Source organism: Planktosalinus sp., assembly GCF_059864935.1.
This window is the reverse complement of record NZ_JCBCCK010000427.1, coordinates 1-3,157: the sequence shown is the minus strand read 5'-3', so window position 1 is coordinate 3,157 and position 3,157 is coordinate 1. Positions and strand designations below refer to the sequence as shown.

4 protein-coding genes and 1 pseudogene are annotated in these 3,157 nt (G+C 33.7%); 2 read left to right on the top strand and 3 right to left on the bottom strand.

Annotation, left to right across the window (positions count from 1 at the left end):
• Nucleotides 1–417, bottom strand: a 417-nt coding sequence (locus tag AC6F75_RS12940) for a S4 domain-containing protein (RefSeq protein WP_500715510.1), incomplete at its 3' end; no start/stop codon positions are given.
• A gap of 54 nt (nucleotides 418–471) precedes the next feature.
• The gene (locus tag AC6F75_RS12935) at nucleotides 472–1,383 is read right to left on the bottom strand and encodes a UbiA family prenyltransferase (protein ID WP_500715509.1); all 912 of its coding nucleotides are present in this window, start codon (nucleotides 1,381–1,383) and stop codon (nucleotides 472–474) included.
• A gap of 561 nt (nucleotides 1,384–1,944) precedes the next feature.
• On the opposite strand from AC6F75_RS12935, the gene AC6F75_RS12930 reads away from it, so the two are divergent.
• Together AC6F75_RS12930 and AC6F75_RS12925 are read left to right on the top strand one after the other, a co-directional pair.
• Nucleotides 1,945–2,400, top strand: a complete 456-nt coding sequence (locus AC6F75_RS12930; RefSeq protein WP_500715508.1) for a hypothetical protein — start codon at nucleotides 1,945–1,947, stop codon at nucleotides 2,398–2,400.
• 196 nt (nucleotides 2,401–2,596) lie between these two features.
• Complete coding sequence (locus AC6F75_RS12925; protein ID WP_500715507.1) at nucleotides 2,597–3,025, top strand: hypothetical protein; 429 nt, start codon at nucleotides 2,597–2,599, stop codon at nucleotides 3,023–3,025.
• Nucleotides 3,026–3,058: 33 nt separating this feature from the next.
• Here the strand turns inward: AC6F75_RS12925 and AC6F75_RS12920 are convergent.
• Nucleotides 3,059–3,157, bottom strand: a pseudogene (locus AC6F75_RS12920) (mevalonate kinase); the annotation flags it as partial.

Here is a 3,157-nt window from a genome sequence, read left to right as displayed (position 1 = left end):
GTCTTTGCCCGAAGTGTCAAACCCCTTGGGTTTGTTGAGCAAAACATATTCTTTCTTCTCAGGACTGATGCGTCTTCCGTCAAACTTTACCTCATCGGTGAGTTTGACTTTATAGCCCAGTTCGTTGATCACTTGACCGTTTACGGTTACATTTCCGGTGGAAATGTACAAATCAGCTTCACGGCGCGAGCACATCCCGGAATTGGCGATGTATTTATTTAAACGAATTTCATCTGAAGCCCGTTTGGTTTTGGGTATTGGAGGCTTGGATTTTGGTCGGTCTGCTACATTTTTCTTTGGGGAAATATCTTTGGGGTTGGATTTACCCCTGTCTCCTGCATTTTTCTTTTGGGGAATCTCCCTGGGTTTGGATTTCCCTGTACGTTTGCCTGTATTTTTATTCTGCTCTTTGGCCATGTTTCAATTTTTTGCAAAGGTATGTTATTTTTAACTGCTTATTTCACAGTTATTTTACAGAATTGCCCTTAAAAGAAAGTCCATGTCAATCAGTACGATACTAATCGTACCCACTACAATGATGAGTTTTAAAATGGCATGCAGTATGATATAATCCAGTTTTGCCGACGAGCGCCACAGGTAAAATAAAAAAACGGCAAGAAGGATAACGGCCAATAAAAAATAATACTGCATATAGCCCACATCAAAACGGGTGAGCAGAAGATAAATGGGGACTAAAGTCACCAGGCTCAAAAAAGTTATGATTCTTTTTGAAAAGGGTTCACCATAAACCACCGGAATGGTTTGGTAGTTTAGCACCAAATCGCCTTTGAGGTTTTCTAAGTCTTTCACCAACTCACGCATAGAAATAATTAAAAACAAAAAGGTGGCGTGTACAAAAATGACCAAAGCAAAATTCTGATAGTAAATAAACACCGCAAAAAAGGGCGTAATGGCGAGCACCGAAGCTGTTAAATTGCCAATAAACGGATATTTTTTCAGCTTGTGCGAATAAAACCAAATCCAGAAAATATAGGATGCGAAAAACACCACCGCTTTAAACGAAATGTAACTCGCCAGGATCACCGAAAGGAAATTCAAAACAAAATACACCGAAAGCTTGGTATTCTGACTGATAAAACTGTCGAGGAAGGTTTTATTTGGGCGATTGATCAAATCTTTTTCAACATCATAAAAGTTGTTGATGATATACCCGCCCGCAATTGCCAGCGCCGATGCCACCACAATGACAAACAAATTGGGGTCGAGCAGCACTTGAAATAAGGGTTTCTCGGGGGCAAGGATGTAAATGGAAGTCAGGTACTGCGCAATGACTATAATCAATATGTTGTATCCTCTAACTACAGAAAACAGGCTCAACAGCTTGAGCAGGATTTTTTTTTGTTTGTAGTTGAGGAGGGACATTAGATGTTAGATATTAGACGTGAGATTTGAGATATTTTATTCAAAGATATATAATTGACATTACAGATAGGTTAACTTTAAACTTAAAGGGATGAAAATTACTAATTTAAAAACTTTTTTGTATTTTTATTGACAACTAAAACAGTATAACCAATCCAATATAAGCCATGAAAAATTCACAAACAATGAATTTACAGGCATTTACCCCCCCCCCTGTTTTTTTATTTTTACAATTTTGTGATAAAATTATTTTCATCAAACAAGAAGAAATTTAATGTTTCTTTTATATTTATTGTTTTATTATTCCTATCAAGTTATACATCGATTAGTCAAACAGAATGTGGTACACCTACTAATACTGTAAATAAAGATTATGGGGCTATCATTCAAAATCGTGGAATATTCCAACCAAATCCAGATCCTTGCTATCGTGAAACCTCAAATACCCTTAAAACAATAAGTACTGTTAATTTACCCAATGGACTTTATTTCTTGAATTATTATAATGGTATGGAGATAATACAAATGCAACTACTAATTCAACATTAATTTATTTTAACAATGAAAACAACATATTTAATTTTTATTACATTTTTATGTATTAATACGGCTTGTACTAAAGAAGATAAAGGTCAAAGTGATATCAATATAGAAGGATCATGGGAGGTCATTGCAACTTGGGACCCTTATCCTGAGAATTCAAATACTAATTGGATTTCTGTAAATTCTGATGTTGAATATTATCATACGCTCACTTTTCAAGATGGTTCTTTTAACCTCAATTTAATTAATCAGCAAGGTTATGAATGTTATGGAGAATACACATTTGAATATGATACTGAAACTAATAAATACCGATTATATTTAAATTTAATCACCTGTAATTTAGGTAATTATGGTTGGATTTTATTTTCAGAGTCTATTGTTGAATTTGAAAATAATGAATTAATCATTTTTGAAGGAACTTATGCCTGTGATGAGGGTTGTGGTTTAAAATATAAGCGTGTACCTAACTAAGTAATTTAAAAAGTAAAAAACCTTTAGGATTGATAAGAAATTAGCTTTTTGTGAGTTAGGGGCATTTTTAAAAACTATAAACCACTTCCAGTAATGACATATCAGGTTTGTTGAGTTTTTTATTTAGCTTAACTAATAATATGCGATAGAGATTATTTACATACAAGTGCATATTCAACATTAAATTAATTAAACTATGAAAGCTATTTATTTATTTTTTATTACTTTTTTATGTATAAATACTGCTTGTACTAAAGATGAAAGTAATAAACAGGAAAATGTCATATTTGGAAGTTGGGAACTGATTGAAATTTTTATTAATGATGGGGGTTCAAGCAGTGGGGAATGGCAACAGCCTGACACAACTTATCATTATATTTTTTATAACGACAACACTTTTAATTCAACTAGGTTTTTAGAATGTGACTACGGTACTTATACATTTACAGAAAATACAATTGATTTGAATTTTGGATGTGAAAATTTTACCACGGGTATAGAAAATCCTCCTGGGGTTTTTATAGAAAGTTATACTTTTGAAAACAATCACTTAATTCTTGTTCCAACTTATTTATCTTGTGATGAGGGCTGTGGTTGGAAATTTAAAAGAATTCAAAGCGAATAATTTATCCCACTTCAAAATGGCCCAGGGGTAACTCTAAAAACTATAAACCACTTCCAGTTTATGGTCTTTCAGGGCTTGTTGGGCTTTTTCAAGGTCTTCGGTAAAGCCAAGTATGTAGCCACCGCCACCGCT